This window comes from Pauljensenia sp. C0170B5, from assembly GCF_056590195.1.
This window is the reverse complement of the sequence record NZ_JBWPVR010000013.1, coordinates 1-19,933: the sequence shown is the minus strand read 5'-3', so window position 1 is coordinate 19,933 and position 19,933 is coordinate 1. Positions and strand designations below refer to the sequence as shown.

General features: G+C 60.7%; 19 protein-coding genes. 5 read left to right on the top strand and 14 right to left on the bottom strand.

What is annotated here, in order from left to right; genetic code table 11:
- Positions 1 to 11 precede the first annotated feature (11 nt).
- From AC1EJZ_RS10560 to AC1EJZ_RS10550, 3 genes are all read right to left on the bottom strand, one after another.
- On the bottom strand, positions 12 to 773 hold the full coding sequence (locus AC1EJZ_RS10560; RefSeq protein WP_480294884.1) for a Fic family protein: 762 nt from the start codon (positions 771 to 773) through the stop codon (positions 12 to 14).
- Positions 770 to 1,045, bottom strand: a complete 276-nt coding sequence (locus AC1EJZ_RS10555; RefSeq protein WP_480294882.1) for a hypothetical protein — start codon at positions 1,043 to 1,045, stop codon at positions 770 to 772. The genes AC1EJZ_RS10560 and AC1EJZ_RS10555 overlap by 4 nt, the downstream gene beginning before the upstream one ends.
- A 72-nt stretch (positions 1,046 to 1,117) precedes the next feature.
- Positions 1,118 to 2,557 carry an RNA-guided endonuclease InsQ/TnpB family protein gene (locus AC1EJZ_RS10550; protein ID WP_480294880.1) on the bottom strand — a complete coding sequence of 480 codons (1,440 nt, stop codon included), beginning with the start codon at positions 2,555 to 2,557 and terminating at the stop codon, positions 1,118 to 1,120.
- Positions 2,558 to 2,735: 178 nt separating this feature from the next.
- On the opposite strand from AC1EJZ_RS10550, the gene AC1EJZ_RS10545 reads away from it, so the two are divergent.
- Both AC1EJZ_RS10545 and AC1EJZ_RS10540 read left to right on the top strand, forming a co-directional pair.
- Positions 2,736 to 3,608 carry a pentapeptide repeat-containing protein gene (locus AC1EJZ_RS10545; RefSeq protein WP_480294878.1) on the top strand — a complete coding sequence of 291 codons (873 nt, stop codon included), beginning with the start codon at positions 2,736 to 2,738 and terminating at the stop codon, positions 3,606 to 3,608.
- Between the two features lie 105 nt (positions 3,609 to 3,713).
- Entirely contained in the window at positions 3,714 to 4,625 is a 912-nt protein-coding gene (locus AC1EJZ_RS10540; protein ID WP_480294876.1) for a pentapeptide repeat-containing protein, read from the top strand.
- A gap of 112 nt (positions 4,626 to 4,737) precedes the next feature.
- Here the strand turns inward: AC1EJZ_RS10540 and AC1EJZ_RS10535 are convergent, their stop codons facing one another.
- On the bottom strand, positions 4,738 to 5,271 hold the full coding sequence (locus AC1EJZ_RS10535; protein WP_480294874.1) for a hypothetical protein: 534 nt from the start codon (positions 5,269 to 5,271) through the stop codon (positions 4,738 to 4,740).
- A gap of 93 nt (positions 5,272 to 5,364) precedes the next feature.
- Here AC1EJZ_RS10535 and AC1EJZ_RS10530 point away from each other — a divergent pair, with 93 nt between their 5' ends.
- The 3 genes from AC1EJZ_RS10530 to AC1EJZ_RS10520 all read left to right on the top strand — a co-directional run bounded on the left by AC1EJZ_RS10530 (position 5,365) and on the right by AC1EJZ_RS10520 (position 7,748).
- A complete protein-coding gene (locus AC1EJZ_RS10530; protein WP_480294872.1) occupies positions 5,365 to 6,294 on the top strand; it encodes a pentapeptide repeat-containing protein in 930 nt (309 codons plus the stop codon).
- Between the two features lie 85 nt (positions 6,295 to 6,379).
- A complete protein-coding gene (gene ssb, locus AC1EJZ_RS10525; protein ID WP_480294871.1) occupies positions 6,380 to 6,853 on the top strand; it encodes a single-stranded DNA-binding protein in 474 nt (157 codons plus the stop codon).
- Between the two features lie 52 nt (positions 6,854 to 6,905).
- Positions 6,906 to 7,748, top strand: coding sequence for a hypothetical protein (locus AC1EJZ_RS10520; protein WP_480294869.1), 843 nt, complete (start codon positions 6,906 to 6,908; stop codon positions 7,746 to 7,748).
- Here the strand turns inward: AC1EJZ_RS10520 and AC1EJZ_RS10515 are convergent.
- From AC1EJZ_RS10515 to AC1EJZ_RS10470, 10 genes are all read right to left on the bottom strand, one after another.
- On the bottom strand, positions 7,745 to 10,894 hold the full coding sequence (locus tag AC1EJZ_RS10515) for a hypothetical protein (RefSeq protein ID WP_480294867.1): 3,150 nt from the start codon (positions 10,892 to 10,894) through the stop codon (positions 7,745 to 7,747). The genes AC1EJZ_RS10520 and AC1EJZ_RS10515 overlap by 4 nt on opposite strands.
- Positions 10,887 to 11,321 (bottom strand): hypothetical protein, encoded by a 435-nt coding sequence (locus AC1EJZ_RS10510; RefSeq protein ID WP_480294866.1) that lies wholly within the window; start codon positions 11,319 to 11,321, stop codon positions 10,887 to 10,889. The genes AC1EJZ_RS10515 and AC1EJZ_RS10510 overlap by 8 nt, the downstream gene beginning before the upstream one ends.
- A gap of 10 nt (positions 11,322 to 11,331) precedes the next feature.
- Complete coding sequence (locus tag AC1EJZ_RS10505) at positions 11,332 to 11,670, bottom strand: hypothetical protein (protein ID WP_480294865.1); 339 nt, start codon at positions 11,668 to 11,670, stop codon at positions 11,332 to 11,334.
- 84 nt (positions 11,671 to 11,754) lie between these two features.
- Positions 11,755 to 13,041 carry a hypothetical protein gene (locus tag AC1EJZ_RS10500; protein WP_480294864.1) on the bottom strand — a complete coding sequence of 429 codons (1,287 nt, stop codon included), beginning with the start codon at positions 13,039 to 13,041 and terminating at the stop codon, positions 11,755 to 11,757.
- Positions 13,042 to 13,296: 255 nt separating this feature from the next.
- A complete protein-coding gene (locus AC1EJZ_RS10495) occupies positions 13,297 to 13,659 on the bottom strand; it encodes a hypothetical protein (RefSeq protein ID WP_480294863.1) in 363 nt (120 codons plus the stop codon).
- Between the two features lie 27 nt (positions 13,660 to 13,686).
- Positions 13,687 to 17,292, bottom strand: coding sequence for a DNA polymerase III subunit alpha (locus AC1EJZ_RS10490; RefSeq protein WP_480294862.1), 3,606 nt, complete (start codon positions 17,290 to 17,292; stop codon positions 13,687 to 13,689).
- A 23-nt stretch (positions 17,293 to 17,315) separates the two neighbouring features.
- Positions 17,316 to 17,789, bottom strand: a complete 474-nt coding sequence (locus tag AC1EJZ_RS10485; protein ID WP_480294861.1) for a hypothetical protein — start codon at positions 17,787 to 17,789, stop codon at positions 17,316 to 17,318.
- 5 nt (positions 17,790 to 17,794) lie between these two features.
- The gene (locus AC1EJZ_RS10480) at positions 17,795 to 18,226 is read right to left on the bottom strand and encodes a hypothetical protein (protein WP_480294860.1); all 432 of its coding nucleotides are present in this window, start codon (positions 18,224 to 18,226) and stop codon (positions 17,795 to 17,797) included.
- A gap of 71 nt (positions 18,227 to 18,297) precedes the next feature.
- Positions 18,298 to 19,221 (bottom strand): hypothetical protein, encoded by a 924-nt coding sequence (locus tag AC1EJZ_RS10475; RefSeq protein WP_480294859.1) that lies wholly within the window; start codon positions 19,219 to 19,221, stop codon positions 18,298 to 18,300.
- 82 nt (positions 19,222 to 19,303) lie between these two features.
- The coding region (locus AC1EJZ_RS10470; protein ID WP_480294858.1) for a hypothetical protein at positions 19,304 to 19,933 on the bottom strand (630 nt) is incomplete at its 5' end.

Here is a 19,933-nt window from a genome sequence, read left to right as displayed (position 1 = left end):
TGTGGGACCGCCTAGTATGTGGCGTGTTCGGCCAGGAAGCCCATCATGGAGTCCGTGTCGTTATCGGCAAACAGCCTGTCGAGCAGTTCGTTGTATTCGAGCCGGTCTGTGGCGGGGATGAGTATCGCATCATACCCGTGGCTGAGCAGGGTGCCGTTCGCTATGGTCAGGCTCGTGCGCTTGTTGCCGTCCCAGTACAGTTGCGCCCTGGATGCGAGGCAAAAATACAGGCACGCCCGTTCCACGGGGTCGCGAACTTTTTGACAATTCTTGACTATTTCGTGGTAGACAGCGGGGAGTTCGCTGGGCTGTGGAGCCGTGTACGTGCCGCCACGGGCAAGCGCAACGTGTCCACCGTCGCCGCCAATATCGCCTTCGCCCCTGAAAACACCGGGAGCGAGAACCGAATACTGCGAGACCATCAGATTTATGCGGTCGCTCTGCTCGCGCCCCATCTGAAACTCTCCACTCTCGACAACGCTCGCCAGGTACTCGTTGGCGCGGATGAGCCCCAGCACTTCCTCCGTTTCGTGCGTGCTTTTACCACCCACACTGATGCCGGAAATGAGTGTGCGCACTTCGGACAGGGTGAACGTGGAGCCTTCCCTGTTTGCCGCTGTCCACACGTGCTCGTCAAAAGTTGCGCGAAAACGGTACACGGCGCGGTCAACACCCACCATGTGGCTCTCGTTAATCTGTGCTGGCTGGCGCTGCGGTTTGGAGATTTTGCGGTACTGGTTGGAGCCTCGCTGGTAGTTGGAGTGTCGCGTCATTGTGCTTCCTCCCATGTTCGAATTGTGTCCACATGGTCGCGCCCCCACTCGGTCGCCATTGTGTCAACGAGCGCCCACCCTAGACGTACCCACCGTTGCAGGGGGGCGAGTATGGTTGTGCCGGTTCCCGCCAGTGGGGTGAGGGGGAGAACCCAGGCGTGTCCGCCGTGTTCGGCGTTGTCGCTCAGTACACCTGCGACCTGATCGACTTTTGTGGTGTAGAAAATGTGCTCTCCGCCGACTTCGTTTAGTCCGGCTGCATGTAGGGCCATGGGACCGGAAGCGAACCAGGGCGTGTTGTTGACATCCTCCCCTGCCTGAAGGCGAGGGGATTCCGGGCGCTGCTAGTGGGGCAGCTTCCCGAGGTTTGCGCTTCGCGGGGACTGCGGGCAGTGCGATAGCTCGCCTGTCCCGTCTGACATTCCCTCCACGCCAGGCGATAGTCCTCGCCCGTGATTATGGAACGCGACCCATGCAATGTTGCGGGCGGCGTTAATGTCAGCGTTGACAGTGACGCGGTAATTGGCGCACTGGGGGTTGCGACACGTGTAGCACGCTTGGTTCTCGCGGGCTCGCCTGTCGATCACCCCACATTCACTGCAACGCTGGGATGTGTAGTAGGCGGGAACGTGATGGATGGTCACGCCCGCCGCGTGGGCTTTGTATTCAAGAAGTGTTGCGACCTGTGAGATCCGTGCGGATGCGATGGAGCGTGACAGTCCGCGTTTGAGTGCTCTGCCGTTGGGGAGGTAGCGGCCTTTGTGAAGCGGGTCGGGGATGGACTGTGGTCGGCGCATCATTGCTGTCACGTTCAGGTCTTCTACCGCGATTTCATCGTAGGTGCGGACCAGTTGTGTGGTGGCTTTGTGCTGGGTGTCAGTGACGATGCGGGCTGCTTTGGCGTGGAGGTTGTGGACGGCTTTGTCGTGTGCGGCGAACCGTTTTGATACTCCTGCTTTCCTGTATTCGCGCTGGGTAGGGTATCCGGCTGTTTTGACGGCTCGTGCCATTGCTTTTTGGTGAGTGCGGATTTTGCGGTCAATTGTTGCCAGTCTGCATGTAGGGAGGTCGTAAAATTCACCTTGCGCGGTGGCCAGGTTGTGTATTGCTCCACGGTCAATTCCGGTTTTCTGTCCGGTGGGTGTGCGCGTGGATTCTGTGGGGCGTGACGTGAAGGTGAGTGTGCGGCGGGTCCAGTTGACGTTGACGGACGTGTAGGGGTGGATGTCCTGGGTGAGTGTGATGTGGATGCGGATGGTGAAGCGCACTCCCGTGTCACGGTGGCGGGGTGGGTTTTGCCCGGTGATGGTGACGATTCCTGATTTTCTGCCTGTGCGGTGGAGCCTAGCGTTGCGTCCGCCGTTGTACCAGCACACGAACCCGAGGCCGTCTTTTCGTCGTTTCCACCCTGGAGTTTTTCCTGGTTTGACGCCTTTTTTGCGGAGTGTTTCCCGGCGCGCTATTGCCGTCCACCACTGCGTGTTTTCGATTTTTTCTGCTGATTCTGCGACGAGTGTAGGGATAGCAGCGATGAAGGGTTCATCCTGGCGTGTCTGGGCGAGGGTGCGCGTGTCGGGGGTTCCCAATGGGATAAGGGCTTTTCCGGGGCCGTATTTTTTGCGTCGTGATCGAAAGGCGTTGAACCTGTAGCGCCACCCGTCGCACAACCATTCCATGACGCGTTCGGGCTGGCGAGTGTAAGTGGGGGTTCCGGTGTTGGTCAGGCCGATGAAGGGTGCGGCCCCGCGCAGGCTCACCCTGGTGATTACGACCTTCTGACTCATGCAACTATTTTACCACATTGGCCTGTAATGACGGTAGGCCTTGCGCGATTCACCACCCCGCCTGAAGACGGGGGCACCCCGCGCGCGCATTGTGGCGGCCACGTCAACCCATGTGGCTGCGATAAATGCAACACGCAGTGCGGTTCTTGGCTGCCCCTCCCGTCCCACAAGGAGGAGTATGAACGAGAACATGACGCTTAAAATCGGCAAAGAATACACGGACGTTGAATTCAACAGGACTTATGCGGGGGAAACAATCCTGGACTGCACGCAGTTCCACGCGTGCACGTTTACGGAGTCCGACCTGCACCGGGCGACGCTGTTCCAAAGCTTTTTCGGTGAAAGTACACTGAAAAAGTGTGACCTGAGTAGTGTCAGTCTTGTCGAAGGTGTATTCGACGGCAGTGAGGTGGCCGACACGAACCTGACCGACGCGGATCTGTCTTACACGGGCATATACAGGACCACGTGGCGGGGTTGCACTGCCGACCGTGTTGACCTCGGATCGGCGAACGTGCGTGAAACCAGTCTGGAGGACTGTCAGGTGCGTGTACTGACGGCGAAGGGGGCTGCGTTCACCCAGGTGACGCTTGCCCGCGTGGATCTGGGGCGGATGGAACTGACAGACAATGGTATCCAGGATTTGGAGGCCCGCGACGTGCAGTTGACAGGCTCAACCCTGGACGGCGTGTTCGCTGACGGGGTGTTGCTGGAGAATTGCGACCTGCACTGGGCTCGAATCAGCAAGTCGTGGATAGACCGGCTCACGCTACGCGCGTGTGATACGACCGGGATGACTGTTCGCGACACCACGTTCACCGGCTGTGACTTTACCGGCTGGCGGTTGGACAAGGTTGACTGTAAGCGGGTTGTGTTCGACTCCTGCACGTTCGACTTGGACGCGTTCCGCACACTTGTGCGGTTGCGGGATGCGGGCTTGGTTTCGCTTCGCGGCGACACTGACACGACGGCTTGTCGATCGCTGCGGAAGGCGGGTCAACGCTTTATGAAGTCTGGCGCAAGAATCCTCGCCCCTAGTGGGCGTGAGTAGTTGATCAGCCGACTATGAGGGGCCACGCAGTACGGGCGATTCATCGGCGGTGTCTTTAGCACCGCCAGTCTCTCGCAATCTCAGCTAGCCGCAACTAAGTCCCCCATGAGCACATTCCAGCCCCGCAAACCCGCCGGTTCACCCCAGGGCGGCCAATTCGACAACAAGCCACACACCACCCTCGACATTGACCCGCTCGGAGAAAACTACACTCACGCCGACATGCGAGGCGCCAACCTCGCAGGGGCAGACATTCACCAAAGACGCTTCCTGGGCGCCACCCTCGACAACGCTGACCTCACGCTCGCAACCGGCACCACGCACATGACGGGAACCAGCCTGAATAACGCGCGACTCGACGGCGTCCAATCCATCCTCTCCACGTTCGACAACTGCACCTTCAGATCAGCCAGTGCCGCGCGCGCCAACATGCGAGACAGCCAGTTCACGAACTGCACGTTCGACAATGCCTCGCTGGAGGATTCCACTCTCACCGCGTCAACATTCGCCCACTGCGAGTCCAACTTTGCTGACATTCGAGGAGCGAACCTGTCCTCTTCCACCACGACGCACGGCCTGTACAACCAGCTCAACGCCAGGAACACCACAGCCAACTACGCCACCATCACCGACTCCACGTTCACTGAAACTGACATGACACACGTGGAGGCCGACGAGCTGACCGTCAGTAAAACCAAGTTCGCGCGCACCAACTTCACCAACTCCACTCTCAACCATCTTGACGTGGACAACACGACGTTCACCAAGTGCATTTTCAGCGGCACCACGATGGACATGGCGGATGTGAGCGGGGGCAAGTTCCAGGACTGTAAGTTCACCGGAGCCACCGTCACCAACTCCTACTTTGAGGACTGTGACTTCACGAAAACCGACCTGACGCAGGCTGACGTGCGTGACTGCCTGTTCAAAAACTGCCGTTTTTCCGCAAACATGCAGGCCAGCATGGAACAGATGATCCGCAAGGGGAACAGCAGCATGGTCGGGTGCTGGTTCTGAAAGCACGTCCCACAAGGTGGAGCATGATACGAACCTACGCGGCACTCGCCGCCATCTCACTCGCACTCGCCCTGGGTACGTTGGCAAGCGCCACCACGCGGCTTGTTCACGTCTAGTCCCACCACAATTCCACGTTGTGCCCGTCCCACGACACTCCGTCCGGCTCGTCTAAAGCGTCCAGGTCGTAACGATCACGCACAGCACTGAACGCGCTACTACTGTCGTCAAAATCCCCATCCATTGGCAAGGTCACGGAGTCAATGCTCACCCGCTCGTCCATGCGCGGGGGTCGCACCACATAGCCGCCCACACGCCCACCATACTTGTGAGCCAACACGAGGAGCTGACCGGCCATAGGAGCACCATTTTGCCGCACTTCAGCCACCGACTGGGGCAGCTGATTCAGCAGTGTTCCCGCATCTTCAGAGGACACGTTCTCAAATGGTGCGAAATCACAACGAGGATCCTGCCAGGATTCGCCAATATACGGCTTCAGAGTGTCTTCCGCACCGCACTCGGCAACAAAACCCCGTGGGCCGAATATGCCTTCAGGCACAGGGTCGGGCAACGTGGTGTGGGGCTTGGAATCAAACTGGCCGCCCTGGGGTGAACCGGCAGGCTTGCGAGGTTGAAATGAAGTAGTCATGAGTAACCTAGTTGCGGCTGCTCATCTAGTCGCACCGCGAACGCTGAATCCGTCCCACAAGGAAGGCTGGAACACCACACCAGGAGGCCATCGATGGACACCATGCTGACGCCCGGCCAAGTCGCGGCACGCCAACACATCACCACAGGAGCCGTGTACTTGCGTCTCAAAAAAGGCCGATACCCTGGCGCTTACCGTCTCGGAAACACCGCGAAATCCCTGTGGCTCATACCAGCCAGCTCACTCGACGCCCGCCCCGCATCTTCGCGCACCACTCTCACCCACACCCACTATCGGGGCACAGCACCCACAGGCACACTCACAAGCGTGAACGTGGACGGGCTCACCATCACGAGCGCCACCATCAGCGGACTCCACCTGCGCAACTGCAACGGCAGCATCACGCTGGACGACGTAACAGGCACACGCGTCACACTCACCAGCTCAACACTGGCAGAAAGCACTCTCACACGCGCGCGCCTCACAAACGTCACGCTCACCACTTTGTACGCCCCACGCTCCATACTCGAACACTGCCACCTCACACACGTGAAAGCCCACTCCGCCACACTGTCAGGTGCCGTCATAGCCGACTGCACCCTGGAGGACGCTGACATGGCGCACACCGCCCTGAACGGGGCGCACGTCGGCCAGTGCGACCTGCCAGGCGCCACACTCCACGGATCCAACCTGACCGGCACCACCATCACGGACACGAACCTGGAACACGCGCTCATGAGTGGAACCACTCTCGACGGGGCGACACTGACAGGCACCACCCTCACCCACGTTTGCCTGAGCGGGATGCTTGCGCGCGACGCCACCATAACCGACTGCACTTTAACTGGCGCCACCATGATGGGAGCCACCATTGCGAACTCGACGCTGACCGACTGTGACCTGCGTGGAGTGGACTGGGTTGGTGCGCATCTTCTTGCCGTGCGCATGGTTCGCTGCCGCCTCGACACGTCCGCCACAAGCGCCCTGACCAGTGTTGATACTACTGACTGTTCGTGGCACTGAACCCGGTACGCGAACACCAGGCGCGTCCCACAAGAGGCGTTAGAAGGGGAAAAGGCCCCCTCCCAAGAAAGGTTAGGTTACTACCATGGCTCAAGAACCCACCCTGACAATCGTTGGAAACCTGACGAGCGACCCGGAGCTGCGGTCCGTCAAGTCCGGCAAGTCCGTCTGCAACCTCACCATCGCGTCCACACCACGCTACTTCGACAAGAATTCCGGCGAATTTGCTGACGGGGACACCATGTACATGGACGTCACCGTGTGGGCACCACTGGCCGACAATGTTGCCGACAGTCTGCGCAAGGGGATGCGCGTGATCGCCACCGGCACCGTCCGCCAGGAAAACTGGGAAACCAAGGAAGGCGAAAAGCGTCACAAGCTCGCTTTGACCGCTGACGCTATTGGCCCCGAACTGCGTTTCGCAACGTGCGACGTCACCCGCACCACTAAGGGCGCCAGTGACGATGACGATGCGCCGCGTAAGCGTTCCAAGGCCCCGGCCCGCAAGGCGAAAGCCGAGCCCGTCGTTGAAGAAGACGAGTTCGACGACGAGTGGTGACATTCACTGACCTGACGGGGGTGACCGCCCACAGTGGTGGCACCCCCGTTCGGTGCGCGTAGAAAGGGATGCGACGGTGGACGCGTACGACCAGCTGCACGGCAAGAAGCCCGAGAAGGTGCCCACACCTCTGCGCGCCTCACGAAAAGACAGGGCAGTGTTCTACCTGTCGTCCAAACGCGTCTCCCGCACCATTCTCATCACGTTCATCACGCTCACTGTCATCGCGGTCGGCCTGGCCGTGTGGAAACTCGCCCCCACGTGGGCACCCCAATCCGCACAGTCCACCGTGGTGGTGCGCGAACCGTCCGTACCGGAAGTGATGCTGGAAAAGAAAGCCCGGCTGCGCCTGTTGATCGACGACGCGACGACCCTGGCCGCCAAACCGCCTGAAGGGGCTGACACGGCGAGGCTGACGCAGCTGGTCAATGACGCCACCACGCTGCTCGGTGGGACTGTCATTGACGATTACGACACGACTCTTGCCGACTTGAAGGCCGAAATTGAGAAGGTCCGCACGTTCAAAAAGCCGGTGGAAAAGCCGAAGAATCCCGAACCTGCGCCCGAGCCAGCTCCCGCCCCAGCCCCTGAACCGGCGCCTGCGCCTGAACCTGCGCCCGCCCCAGCCCCCGAGCCGGAACCCGAGTACGTTCCACCTGCCCCATCCAGGGCGTCCACGTCCAGCACAGTCACGTGCACGGGACCAGCCAGCGTGTCGTTCAGTGCGAGTGGCGGCGGGACAGTCACGCTCAGTGCTGGTGGACAGTCCACGTCCGGCAGCGGGTTCGCAGCCCTGACAGTATCCACGTCCGGCACGGTCACAGGTGTGGCCGAGGGGGACGGGTCGGTGAACATTTCGTTCTCCTGGTCGTCCGACGCAGCCACCTGCTATTAGGAGCGAAGTTCGCGTTCTTCACGCCCGATCGACTGGGTTTGCTGGCGTTCACCGGGCGTTTTCCCCGGCTCCACGGGTGTGCCAGTCACGGGCGCGGGTGTGACGGGTTTCGGTGCTGGAACGTCTGCGCGTCTCTCCTGGCTGGGGGAGGCCATGTGTCGCGGCCTGGTGGGCTCTGCCTGGCGGGGCAGTGGTTCGACGGGCTCTGCCTGGCGAGCTGGCGGGTCAACCGTGCGTGATGCCTGCGGGGGTGCGGCCTGATCCTGCTGAGACCCAAAGATGCGCTCGAAACGCTCCTCGCGTCTGACAGCCTCCGCCTCCATCGCGTCATAGTCCGGCGGGGGAGCGTACTGCGTCGGGTCCTCCGCCTCGGGCACGTACTCCGGTTCGGGCGGCACGTCGCGCACAAAACCAGGCTCCGTCGGCGCACCGGCAGGCTGGCTCTGCGGGGACAAAGCCCCACCGGCAGGCTGACCCTGCAAGGTAGCCGCCTCGCGGCGAGCCTGAGCAGCAGCCTTCACCCGGTCACGCTCCAGCTCAGCATTCACCTTATTGTCAAAATCGGCAGCCTTCTGCGCCAGCTCGCGTTCCTGACGCATCCGGTTCACCTCATCGAGCAGGGGTGCCTGACGGCGGTCACGAATATGCCTCACCGTGTTCGACGCGACGGACTGGACGGCGGGGAATCCGGCCAAAGCGGGTAACGCCAACGGTGCGAGAGTTCCCAGGGCCCCGGCAGCCAAAACCCCTGCGCCACCCAGAGCAGCCACTTTCACCACGCTGCCACCCACCATGCGTGCACGCTCACCGGCAGACGCGCCAGCCCACTTATCACGCAACCCTTCGGCACTGGACACAGCCCCGCGACCCACGTCAGCAGCCAGGTTGGATACGCGACCGCCATGATCGACAAGCTTCGGAGAATCCGCGAGACGCACATCCTGGGTTCCGTCCGACTGTACGGCCACAGAATCAGGCACGCCACCACGGCGTAGATTCCTGCGCGCCTGCTTGAGCTCCGAACCCGACGGAGCGTTCTTCGCCATCTTCGAGTTCGACAAGTTGGACGCAACCTTTTCACCCGTACTCGTGCCACCAGCCTTCGCGCCCGTCAGCTTCTTCGCGCCAGCTGACGCCAGCCTTCTGGCAGCACCCGCACCATTACGCGCGGCACCCTGCATCGCGCCCATGCCACCGGCACCAATCAAACCGCCCATCATGCCGTAGCCGAGCGCACCTTTCGCGCTGAGCGGGTCAGGCATGTGCAGCATGTTCTTGAAGAACATCTTCAAAATGAAGGCGGCACCCAGCGGGGCGACAGCAACCACCACCATCTGACCCATCGACAGGGGGCCATCCGTCGACCCGACGCCAGCCAAACCGTCCGTCGTCAAAATAGTCAGGAACACGAGCGCACCCAGGATCAGTGAATACCCGAACCCGACAATCACCACGCCCACAAACTCTTTGAAGAACTTCTTCACCAAGTGGTCGTCCGACTTGCCAGGCCACAGTGAAATTACCAGGACCAGCAGCATCAGCAGCATGTACACCAGAATCGCAATCTTGGAAATCACGATCACCAGTGACGCGCCAGCAAACACGATCATTGTTGTGAAAGCGGTCAGCACGTACATGAACGCGTTCGCACCACCGGGAGCGTCCCCATGTAGTTTCGCCAGGTAGTTCACTATGCTTTCACGCTGATACGAGTCCATTCCACCACTCGTCACGTGGTAGATGTCCGATGGTGTTTCACCAGCATCCAACGCATCGTAGTTGGCGACAGACCCCTCCACGTTCTTGCCGAAAAACAGGAAGTTCTGGTTCGGCTTCATGACATTCTTGTCTTGACCGTTCGCGTTCCACCACAGGTTGCACCCCGCCTCCAGGTCGGACGCGTCATGCAGCGGTTTCCATTTTCCTTCAGCGAACGCTGCCTTCACGCTCCCACCAGGCTCACACACAGCCCACCCGACCATCGCCTGGTCGATCACGTAGCTCGTCACGTCGATCTGTGTCTTGTCATCAAACACGGGGTAGTTCGCCGGACCCCACGCGGGGGCAGAAGCGTTTGCCTTGACACTTTCAGTCACGTCAATACCACGATTAGCGATCGCAGCCTGCTCGGACGGCGGAATGTTCGACTGCCACTCCAACAGGTGACAGTAATTCTTGCTGGCAAAATAGCTCGACCCCAGCTGCTCGTCCTGCCAGATTTTCAGCCCCGTGTTCTCCCACAGGCTCGACAACAATAATGGAACGGTCGCACTACCCTTATACCCGCTGTCGCGTGTCGTCTGGCTCGTGTACGCGTTACGCAGCATGTTGACATACTGGCCGCACTCGAAGCTGCCGCGCCCACTCGTGTCAGCCAGATCATTACTGTTCGACACGATAGAGAACTGGGCGATACTTGACGCGCCCGCATCAATCACGTTTGACGTGGTTTGGGCGAACCAGCCGGGAGATAAGAACCCTGGGTTGAACCCGTCGTCACCGCCTTTCGTGGTTTGGGCGGCGCCCGTCACCATCGCGCCGATCAGGCTGAGCGTCACAATGGACATTCCCAGCTTGCGGAACGCCATCATTCCGGCATTACGCCGATACGTCTGCCACAGCACCCAGATCACGGCGCACCCCATGAGCGCGGGAATAATGATCGTGGAAGGGTCCAGAAGCAGTTTGCCCAGCTTGCCGACCACGCCGTCAATCTTCGCGCCCGCACCTTTGAGCACATCCAGGTTGGACGCCCACTCGGTCACCGCCATTGTCACCGACCACAACGCGTTACCGACCGTCATGAACATGGAGTGGGACGCGCCTTTAGTGATGGTGCGGATCTGGGTGGGGATATTGAACAGGCCGGACGGCTGCCGCTGGTGAAGAAGCGCTGTCGCATCTTTCCACCGGTACAGGGGCAGACAGGAACGCTCCTCGCAGTTGAACTCTGCGTACGGGTCTTTGACGGGGGCGGCGGGGAAAACAGTGGGTTCAACCGTGGACAAGGCGAGTGGCTGAACCGGTTGAGCCTGCGCGGGGGTGGCGGCCATTGCGGCCACCATGAACGCCACAACGGCAATCAGAACGACACACCACGAGGTGCGCACGTACGACCACGCTTCACGAACCACTGTCTTATACATTCAGCAGACTCTCAATCTTGTTCGACACGTCCACATCCGGCTCACCCATCGTCCCCACGAGGCAGCGTTGGGACAGTGTGCCGTTCGTGCGGACAGACGGGTCGACTGTGCGTGTGCCCACCACGAACGTCCCTATTTGTTTGCGGGCCTTGCGCGAATCCATGAGCGCCCTGTACTGCGGGAGCCTGCGCGAATCGTTCGTGCGCATGACGAACAGCGCTTCCGCAGCCCCCACGACCAGCGGCAAGGCAAGAACCGCATAGTAGCCGATCAGGGGCCACACGAGCGCCATCACTATCAAGCCGACCACACTGGAAGCCAGAGCGACACCAAACGTTTTCGGCTTCACGTCTACTGTCGCCACGGTGATCTCACGCAATTCGTTACGCCGATCACCGATCAGGGTCGTCAGGTCATAGCAGTACACGCCTGTGCGCCTACGAGCCGCCGCCGATACTCATGACCGACATGATCGAGTTAATTACCAAGTCGATAATGCCCAGCATGATCGGCAGAATGAACCCTGGCGCGGCCAGGACAGCGCCCACGATACCGGCCCACATGACTTTCTGGGCGCCTTGACCCATGCCAGCAGAACCGGAGCGGCGTCGTTCCATCAGCCACATGACCAACGCCACGACCACCAAAAGCGCGCCAATAACAGTTAAAAGAGTGGTAATGCCTCCGAGCTGGCCTTTCACCTGCGCCCAAAACACATTCCACCCGCCAGCAAGATTCACCTTTTCGGCACTCACCAGCACCCTCGACACGAACATGACCGTACCTTTCTCTACGACCCATACACTTCTACTAATGCGACAAAACCACGCCATCGCACCGTTACGTCACACAGTTGCGGCTCACAAGCCAAACGAATGAATCTTTTTCTCGTTACGCTTGTTCGCGGTCGCCACGCTCGACTCCCACATCATGTCCGCAGTAGGACCCAGGCGCACCAGCTCATCCACAATCGCCTGCTTGCGTCGCGTACTACACCGGCCAAACGGAGCAAACAACGCGTCCTGAAGGGGAGTGTCCACACCGTCCTCCCACGCGCGCGCCACACCCAGCACGCCACCCTCACTGCTCAACACCGCGTTACGGGCACCAGCAGCCTCACGGCTCGACATCGACCCCACTTTCACCATCGGAGCGTCATGCGCCTCCGCAACAGCATTCCACGCAATCATCCGGGCACCCCTCGCCCCGCCACGCATCTTGTTCGACGTCAAATTGTCCGCAGCAGCCGACCACGCGTCCCACGGGGAGTCCGTAAACGACGTGGGTTCACGGTGGAAAAACTCGCGCGGCGCAGTATCCGACTCACGGAAAATCCGGCGCACACGCAGCGCCACAATATCCTCCTCAGAATCAGTCAACGGCCTGCCCATCTTGTTTTCCAACTGGCGCACAGCCGACTGCCACCGCTGCCCAGCCGCACGCTCATTCACAATGCGCTCAGCACGCTTCTCAAAATGCTGCTGCTCACGAATCAGGTCTTCCATCGCGCCCGAACCCGCAGCCATCGTGTTAAACGCGCCCTCAGAATCCGACATTTCACGGGCCATCCTCCGGTGGAACCCCTTGATCGGACTCCGCTTCCCGCCATACTTTTCACGCCACGTGGAACGAATCTGTTCGGCCAGCTCATCCTCCTCACTGGTCGTCAAGTTATGGCCTTTCACCTGCTCCAGGTTGTCACGCTCCACCGAATAGATAGCACCGGCCTTCACGTCCACACTGTTCAGCGACCCTCTGAGCGCGTCACGCACCACGTTTCGGGCAACACCGCCCACAAACTGGCCCACGTCATGAAGGCCCTGCTTATCCTCACGCTCATACACTTTGGCACACACTTCAGACGCCAGTTCTTCAACATCCAGTTCCGACAAGTCAACCTCACCGCGAAAATGCGTGTGGTAGCGGGACACGTTGAATCTGCCAAGAGTACGAATCACCGCTTCACGCGAATACTCCAGGAGCGCGCGCGGATCCTTCTCCACCATGTCCCACGATGGGAGAGACCAAATGGACCCTTGGAGAACCGGCTCGTCCAGTTCCGGCATGATCTGGTCGTGCGGCTTATTGTCAAACTGCCCGCCCTGAGGGCTCCCGGCAGGCTTGCGAGGCTGAAACGAGGAAGTCATGGGGGACCTAGTTGCGGCTCAAAGTCACCCGGCACACAAGGTACGCACCAGCTTGCCGCGACACCCATCAAAGACTCGGCCACGCCTTGTCAGGCACAGCCCCGGAGCTATTTGCCTATCTTCTGCCCGCATGTTGCTGGTCGAGTGTGGGGGATACCTTGAGCGAACACGCACCCCATCACCACGCTTGAGTGGAGTGGTGCGAAAGTTGGGCGGGTCAGCGCACGAGCAAGCGAAAATCAGCCCGCATCGACATCAGTTGGAACTCGCCACCAGGGAACGCGCATTCCACAACGCCGCGCCCCACGACAGCAACCAGCCAGCCACCCCCACGCGCGACAACCCCACCAACACGGGAACCACCAGCACAGCCCCCACCAGGCACACCGCGCCACACACCACCAGCATCGCGATCACACTCAACGCGTCCGCCACACTCCCCGCACTAACCAGGCAGCGACCCAACACCACCATCGACGGGACAGGCACCGCGCACACAACAACTAGCACGCCAAAAAAACCGCCACCATGAGCGCCTACCAGCCACGACAACGCCATGCCTACCAGGACACTCACAGCCAGCCACACCCACCCGGCATCCACTTTCGCATCATTCATGCCCCTACTTGTGGGACGCGGATGTGACTAACGCCACCCAAACCGTGGCCGGGCACTCGCCCACGCCAACACGTTACCCGCACCCACAACCACCACATGCTCCTCACACCCCTCGGGAGCATTAAAAAACCTCACATCCCGCACATCATCGTGAATCCACGCCGACGCAGCACACTGATCCGTCACATCCAACACCGACTCCACCACGCGCACACGACGAGGATCCCTCAACCCCATATTCGGGCGGCGACCACAATCCACCACACCCACGCGCTCCACGCTCGCCACCTTCACCTGCACATACGCCTCACTCGGTTCCTCACCATCATCAGAATCCACACTCTCCCCACCAGTCACCTCCACATCCACCAGCGCACACACCACATCACCCACACGCGGCGCATCCTCACTACGCTCCACAGACTCCACCACGCGAGAAAAGCCCACACCCGTCACCACACGACGATCCGACCCTTCCAACTCCACGCGCACATACCGAGACTTCCGCCCCTGGCGCACATCCCAGCCCGTCAACACGCCCACCACGCGCACACGAGCACCCGCATCACCCACGCCAACATCCGAAATGTCCACCACATCAAAACCGCGAGCCTCACACCACTCACCCACCTCGCCAGACAAACGAACCAACGGGGACACACCCAGGCCCGCACCCAGACGGGCACGCTGACGCGCATCCGCCTCCAACACGCCAAACGAAAACCTCGGGACAGGCACATCCCACTCGCGCGCAGCCCGACACACCATCAACACCCCCAAACGAGACCCAAACGCATCCAACGCGCCCGCATCCACCAACGCCTCAACCGCCCCCATCGTCATCTTTTTCGGCGCAATACGACGCATCAGATCCGCCAATGACGTAAACGGCCCGGACTCCTCCCGCTCCGCCACAATCGCCTCACCAGCCTTCCCCACGCCCTTCACCTCGCCCAACCCCATCAACACTTTCCCGCCCACCGCCGTCGTCGACACGGCAGACGAATTCACGTCAGGCGCACAAATCTGCACGCCCTCAGCAGTCAAAGAACTCAACATGTCCGCACGCTCACGATCCTTCGACCGCTCCGTTATCGCCAACACCGCCGCACCGAACTCCGCAGGCCACGACGCCTTCAAATAGGCACACTGCCACGCCACATGCGCATAACACGCCGCGTGAGACTTGTTAAACAAATACGACGCCGACCCCTCAAACACGCGCCACAACCCCTCCAACGTGGACAGGCTAAAACGCACACCCCCCGGCCCTTTCCCAGATTGCGCGCCCTCAAAAAACACGGCACGCACCTCATCCATCAAATCCTTCTTCTTCTTCGAAAACGCCTTACGCAACCGGTTCGTCCACGCCGCATCCAGCCCGCCAACAGCCGACCCCAACGCCATCAACTGCTCCTGGAAACAACACGTCCCAAACGTCTCATCCAACACGGACGCAATCACCCGCTGTTCATCCGCCCGACCCGTCAAATCGTCATACGACACGGCCTCACGCCCATTCTTCCGCCGCGCATACGTGTGATGCATGTCAGCCGCCATCGGGCCGGGACGATACAGGGCAACCAGAGCAGTCACATCCGCAATGTTCGTCGGCCCCACCTCACGCGCCAACTTCTTCATCCCATCCGACCCCAACTGGAACACGCCAGCCGTCCTGCCCTGCGCAATCAACTCAAACGCGAGGCGATCACGCTCACGACCCACCTCAGACGTGTCAGACCCAGGACGCAACACGCTGAAATCCACATCCACCCCATAATTCGCGCGCACCATGTCACACGCCAACGCAATCAGATCCAACGTCTTCAACCCGAGCACATCCAGCTTCAACAAGCCGATCTCCTCCAGGTCGCCACCCTCCCAACCGGCAACCCTGGGAGCGCCCTCCACCGGCTCACCTTTCACGCGCTCATAACGCAGCGGCACCAGCTCACCCAACGGAGCATCCGCCACGATCGTTGCACACGCGTGGATCGAATTCGACCGGACCGACCCCTCCATCACGCGAGCAACATCCAACACGCGCGCAGCATCCTCACCATGCTTTCTCATCACGCGGCGGAACGGCTCACCCACAGGATCATCACCCACAGCCACCGCGTCAATCGGCAGGGGAGCCCCCTCAAACACGGGAACCTGCTCCGCCAACTGAACCCCCACGCTCGGCACGTCCAACACGCGCGCAGCATCCTTGAGAGCCTGACGCGACCGGTCAATACCGAACGTCCCCACGCGCGCCACATGATCCACCCCATAACGGCGCTGCAAATACTCCAACACTTCCAGGCGGCGACCCCGCTCAAAATCCGTGTCAATATCCGGCAACCCCACGCGCTCAGGGTTCAAAAACCGTTCAAACAACAGCCCATGCTCCAACGGGTCCACATTCGTGATCCCCAGGCAGTACGCCACGCACGACCCGGCAGCACTGCCACGCCCCGGCCCCGTACGGATCGGCTTCTTCACCCCCTCATCGCCAGGCAGAGGGTCCGTAGAATGACACCACCGAACCAGATCATGCAAGATCAGGAAGTAGTCCGCCACGTCCGCGCCAGTAATAACGGTCGACTCCCAACGCAACCGGTCCGCCACCCTTTTCGGCAGGTGGCCAGGTCGCGCAGCATCCTCCCCATACTTTGCCAACGCGCCCCGCTTGACCAAGTGGTGGAAATACCGAACGCTCGACTCCCACCCGTCCGGCAAGTCAAAATGCGGCAACAGTGACGACGGTTCGGGGGCCACATCCCGCCCAATACGCTGTGCCAGCCTCACCGTCTCGTCACACGCGCGACCCCACCAGTCCTCACTACGCAGCGCCCGCATCTGAGCCTCACTGCGCACATGGTAACCCTGACCGTTAAAACGGAACCTGTCACTATCCTTCACACGCTTATGGGTGGACAGGCACAGCCACGCGTCGTGCGCCACATCGTGCGACTCGTCCAAAAAATGCGCGTCATTCGTGGCCACCAGGGGCAGATCGTACTCCTCGGCCAAGTCAGCCAACAGTGGGGCAGTCTCCTCCTCGCCCGCAATACCGTGACTCATGACCTCCACATACACGTTGTCCTTGCCGACCGCGCGAATCATACGGTCCAAAGCGTCGCGCGCACCCTGCTCATCACCCATCGACAGGTGGGTTGCCACCGGCCCGCCCAGACAACCCGACAGGACGATCACGCCCCGCCCGAACTGCTCAAGCAAGTCATAGTCAACCTGCGGGTGATACCAGTAGGAATCTTCCGCAGCGTTCATCATGCGGATAATGTTGCGATACCCGTCTTCGTTTTCCGCGAGCAGAGTGATGTGGTAGTAGCGACGCGTTTTCGTGCCCGCATCCTCACGGTCCACACTCCCCGAATCTCCCGGCACCTCCAGCACCTGACGGTCAAAACGCCCACCAATCGCCAGATAGGCTTCCACACCGTAAATAGGGAACAGGCTGCGCCCCCGGCACGCCCGGTGCAACGCGCGCCACCCCATGATCGACCCGTGATCCGTGATAGCCACGGCACTAGCGCCAGCCGCCTCCTCGTGCGCCGCCAACTGACCAACCTGGGTGAGCCCATCCAAAGGAGAATGCTCCGTGTGCGTGTGAAGATGAACAAACATGGCGCCTCACTACTCGGTAGTTTCTAATGCGTTCTGCCCCTCCTTGTGGGACGGTGATCCCACACGCGCCGCCACCACCCGCGACGCACAGGCGACAACACTGTCAACGGCTGCGCACACCTCACCAGTTCGGCAGCGCCAGCCTCCACACACCGAGCCCCATACCCCAAATCGAGAGCCACGTTCGCAATCACCAGGACGCCCGCCAAAAAACTCTGACGCGCCACAAAACCCGCACGCTCACCCGTCATCGTGTCCGCCAACGCGACCTTCGGTTCCGACCGGCCCGGCTCACGCACCTGAATCTCCAGGTCACCCACCTCGTCCGACAGTTCGCCCATCAGCGCGTCCACCAGGTACACGGCGTTACCAACCGGAAGATCCATGTTCGCATCCACCCACGCGAGCACCATGTCCGCCACCGCCAGGTCAGCCATCACGTGCGCAGTGGGGACAAAAACGTGCGTGTTACCAACCGGAATATGGAACCCGTCCACCAGGCTCACACCTCAACCCGGTCGACAGCCCGAAGCGCAGCCTGCGGCACGGTCTCACCAGCCACCGGCTCACCCAACGCTCGGCACACCAACGCAGCCATCGCCAACGCGTCCGCCTGATTATTGTCCTGCACGTCCACATTCGGGTAGCGGCGTGCAACCGCGAGCAGAACAGCATCCTTATTCGCGTTCCCACGCCCCGTCGCATACATGGCGCGAACCGTGGGCGGAACCACCACCGTACGCACCCCAGCAACCCACAAGCTGTACGTCAACAACGTGAACAACCCATACAACTGGACGAGACTACGACCCTGAGAATGCATGGACGGGCCTTCAACAACCACAACATCCACGCCCTGAGCCGCCTCCAGCACGCTCGACACGATCAGGCGCAAACGCTCATTGCCACGCATCTTCGGCTTGAGTGACCACACGCGCTCCACCCGGCCCGAGCAAACCAGAGCCAGGCCGCTGCACGTCAGCGACTGGTCGACCCCCAGCACTCTCACTGAGCCGCAGGCCACAGCAAGTCTTCCGCCATGCGGGCAGCATCCTCATAAAAGCTGCGGATCTCCACGAACGAGCGCAACGCCTGACCAGCAAGCGTGTTCACCGCGTCCATGTCCACCTCGCTCATTGCAGCCAAAACGAGTGCGTCCTTGGCCATCTGGTCAAACCCGCCAGGGTAAATAAACAGGTCGCGAGCATTCTCGCCAGTAAACGCGTGAGTCAGACAAATGTCGGCCAGGCCAGCCAGGGACGCCACAGCGTCAGCGTTCGCGCGAGCACCATACTCGTCGAACCCGCCGACAATCAGCCGGGTCTCATCGACCAAATACGCCGCATGATGATACGTGGAGTACGCCCACAACAAGGGCAGGTAGTCCACGAGTTCGCGCATCGCCCACGACGGGTCAGCCTCATTAAAGCGGCCAGTCAGGTCAACAGAGTCCAGGACCTTATCCTCACCGCCCGCCAGCCACACGCCGATACGCGCCTGGTGGGCAGGGTCCAGCACGTCAAAACCGTAGGGTTCCAGTACGTCTTCCCACGTTCCCGACTCCACGTCGTACAGTCCAGCACGCGTCACCTCCACCATCACGCGAGCCACGTGCGCGGCAGGATCCTCACTGAGTCCACAGCGCTCATCCACCACGAGCGTCGACAGGTTTGTCGGCAGCCACATGAGCGGGTGACACATGAACGACGGTTTCACACCCTCCCAGCGTTTGCGACCGTTCGGCCACTGCGCGGGCGTGACGGGCACGGGCACAACGCAGCACGGGTCGTACTCAAGCTGGGGGACGGGTACGCCGGACAGCTGAGCGAACGAATTATGAGCGTCCAACACGGACATCGGGTCAGTCGTGGGGAATAAAGCCTGCCCAGGGCTGGTAATAAGTTGGCGGCGCACCGTCATGGCAGTCATCCTTTACAAGTCAGTTACGGGCGCTCCACGCCCATGCTGACCCTCCTTGTGGGACGATACGTCAACTGGCGCGACACGACCGTCAGCCTTCAGGCTGACCCTCAATCACGCGGTCAGGAGCCCACTCCATAAAATACTCCACCGGACCCTCCGGCATCATTTTCGGCATCTCATCCACACGCCACCCCACACTCGTGCGCACCATGCACGCCTCCTGCCCGTTCACACCGCCAAGCGGATTGACCTGGCCATCCCAGCCACGCACGTTGATCTCAAACGCGGTCGTCAAGCAGATTCTGTCCGGATTTTTCTGCTCATCCACAGCAGGAATCGTGTACAAAATACGCACCGAATACAACATGTTCGAGCTCATGGACAGTGTGTAACGCCAGTTCTCCAACTGGAGGTCAGTCAGCTCGGGAAGGTTCGAGCATGTGCGCCCTGTCCCGTACTCGGCGCACGCCTCCTGCACACCCACCAGCGGGGTAGGGGAGTCCTCGTCAATCCTCCAGGCCGCATCCAGAAAATGCGCAGCCGCGTCGGCAGCCTCCCACACATCCTCATCCGCATACACGCCATTGTTGGGAACAAGACGCAGGCTCGCGAACCCGCCGTTTTCAGGCAGGCGATCAGGATTCATCGTGGTCGGCCACGAGGTTGAAAACTGTGTTGTTCCGTCGCCTTCCACAGGCGCAGTGGGTGGGGTGGGAGG

What these genes read in the sequence shown, in the direction of transcription:
- AC1EJZ_RS10560 (WP_480294884.1), bottom strand. Translation starts at nt 773, where the DNA reads ATGACGCGACACTCCAACTACCAGCGAGGCTCCAACCAGTACCGCAAA.
- AC1EJZ_RS10555 (WP_480294882.1), bottom strand. Translation starts at nt 1,045, where the DNA reads ATGGCCCTACATGCAGCCGGACTAAACGAAGTCGGCGGAGAGCACATT.
- AC1EJZ_RS10550 (WP_480294880.1), bottom strand. Translation starts at nt 2,557, where the DNA reads ATGAGTCAGAAGGTCGTAATCACCAGGGTGAGCCTGCGCGGGGCCGCA.
- AC1EJZ_RS10545 (WP_480294878.1), top strand. Translation starts at nt 2,736, where the DNA reads ATGAACGAGAACATGACGCTTAAAATCGGCAAAGAATACACGGACGTT.
- AC1EJZ_RS10540 (WP_480294876.1), top strand. Translation starts at nt 3,714, where the DNA reads ATGAGCACATTCCAGCCCCGCAAACCCGCCGGTTCACCCCAGGGCGGC.
- AC1EJZ_RS10535 (WP_480294874.1), bottom strand. Translation starts at nt 5,271, where the DNA reads ATGACTACTTCATTTCAACCTCGCAAGCCTGCCGGTTCACCCCAGGGC.
- AC1EJZ_RS10530 (WP_480294872.1), top strand. Translation starts at nt 5,365, where the DNA reads ATGGACACCATGCTGACGCCCGGCCAAGTCGCGGCACGCCAACACATC.
- ssb (WP_480294871.1), top strand. Translation starts at nt 6,380, where the DNA reads ATGGCTCAAGAACCCACCCTGACAATCGTTGGAAACCTGACGAGCGAC.
- AC1EJZ_RS10515 (WP_480294867.1), bottom strand. Translation starts at nt 10,894, where the DNA reads ATGTATAAGACAGTGGTTCGTGAAGCGTGGTCGTACGTGCGCACCTCG.
- AC1EJZ_RS10505 (WP_480294865.1), bottom strand. Translation starts at nt 11,670, where the DNA reads ATGTTCGTGTCGAGGGTGCTGGTGAGTGCCGAAAAGGTGAATCTTGCT.
- AC1EJZ_RS10500 (WP_480294864.1), bottom strand. Translation starts at nt 13,041, where the DNA reads ATGACTTCCTCGTTTCAGCCTCGCAAGCCTGCCGGGAGCCCTCAGGGC.
- AC1EJZ_RS10495 (WP_480294863.1), bottom strand. Translation starts at nt 13,659, where the DNA reads ATGAATGATGCGAAAGTGGATGCCGGGTGGGTGTGGCTGGCTGTGAGT.
- AC1EJZ_RS10490 (WP_480294862.1), bottom strand. Translation starts at nt 17,292, where the DNA reads ATGTTTGTTCATCTTCACACGCACACGGAGCATTCTCCTTTGGATGGG.
- AC1EJZ_RS10475 (WP_480294859.1), bottom strand. Translation starts at nt 19,221, where the DNA reads ATGACTGCCATGACGGTGCGCCGCCAACTTATTACCAGCCCTGGGCAG.